This is a genomic window from Enterococcus spodopteracolus, from assembly GCF_030441955.1.
Lineage (GTDB): Bacteria > Bacillota > Bacilli > Lactobacillales > Enterococcaceae > Enterococcus_B > Enterococcus_B spodopteracolus.
The window spans coordinates 1-1,315 of sequence record NZ_JARJHD010000042.1 but is presented as its reverse complement, the minus strand read 5'-3'; the positions used below and the strand labels follow the sequence as shown (position 1 = coordinate 1,315).

At 53.3% G+C, this 1,315-nt stretch carries 1 protein-coding gene and 1 pseudogene; both read left to right on the top strand.

Features of this window, described 5'->3' with window-relative positions; translation table 11 throughout:
* Nucleotides 1-184: pseudogene (locus tag P3R27_RS14280) on the top strand (DNA-packaging protein); the annotation flags it as partial.
* Nucleotides 159-1,315 (top strand): terminase gpA endonuclease subunit (locus P3R27_RS14275; protein ID WP_301399122.1); only part of this gene is annotated, 1,157 nt, incomplete at its 3' end. The pseudogene P3R27_RS14280 and the gene P3R27_RS14275, both read left to right, overlap by 26 nt.

Sequence of the window (1,315 nt, the reverse complement as noted above, 5' to 3'; positions counted from 1 at the left end):
CGCAGGTGAAATTGCCAGTATTCTCGACGGGCTCCCCCTGTCGGTGCAGCGGCGTTTTCCGGAACTGGAAAACCGACATGTTGATTTCCTGAAACGGGATATCATCAAAGCCATGAACAAAGCAGCCGCGCTGGATGAACTGATACCGGGGTTGCTGAGTGAATATATCGAACAGTCAGGTTAACAGGCTGCGGCATTTTGTCCGCGCCGGGCTTCGCTCACTGTTCAGGCCGGAGCCACAGACCGCCGTTGAATGGGCGGATGCTAATTACTATCTCCCGAAAGAATCCGCATACCAGGAAGGGCGCTGGGAAACACTGCCCTTTCAGCGGGCCATCATGAATGCGATGGGCAGCGACTACATCCGTGAGGTGAATGTGGTGAAGTCTGCCCGTGTCGGTTATTCCAAAATGCTGCTGGGTGTTTATGCCTACTTTATAGAGCATAAGCAGCGCAACACCCTTATCTGGTTGCCGACGGATGGTGATGCCGAGAACTTTATGAAAACCCACGTTGAGCCGACTATTCGTGATATTCCGTCGCTGCTGGCGCTGGCCCCGTGGTATGGCAAAAAGCACCGGGATAACACGCTCACCATGAAGCGTTTCACTAATGGGCGTGGCTTCTGGTGCCTGGGCGGTAAAGCGGCAAAAAACTACCGTGAAAAGTCGGTGGATGTGGCGGGTTATGATGAACTTGCTGCTTTTGATGATGATATTGAACAGGAAGGCTCTCCGACGTTCCTGGGTGACAAGCGTATTGAAGGCTCGGTCTGGCCAAAGTCCATCCGTGGCTCCACGCCAAAAGTGAGAGGCACCTGTCAGATTGAGCGTGCAGCCAGTGAATCCCCGCATTTTATGCGTTTTCATGTTGCCTGCCCGCATTGCGGGGAGGAGCAGTATCTTAAATTTGGCGACAAAGAGACGCCGTTTGGCCTCAAATGGACGCCGGATGACCCCTCCAGCGTGTTTTATCTCTGCGAGCATAATGCCTGCGTCATCCGCCAGCAGGAGCTGGACTTTACTGATGCCCGTTATATCTGCGAAAAGACCGGGATCTGGACCCGTGATGGCATTCTCTGGTTTTCGTCATCCGGTGAAGAGATTGAGCCACCTGACAGTGTGACCTTTCACATCTGGACAGCGTACAGCCCGTTCACCACCTGGGTGCAGATTGTCAAAGACTGGATGAAAACGAAAGGGGATACGGGAAAACGTAAAACCTTCGTAAACACCACGCTCGGTGAGACGTGGGAGGCGAAAATTGGCGAACGTCCGGATGCTGAAGTGATGGCAGAGCGGAACGAGCATTATTC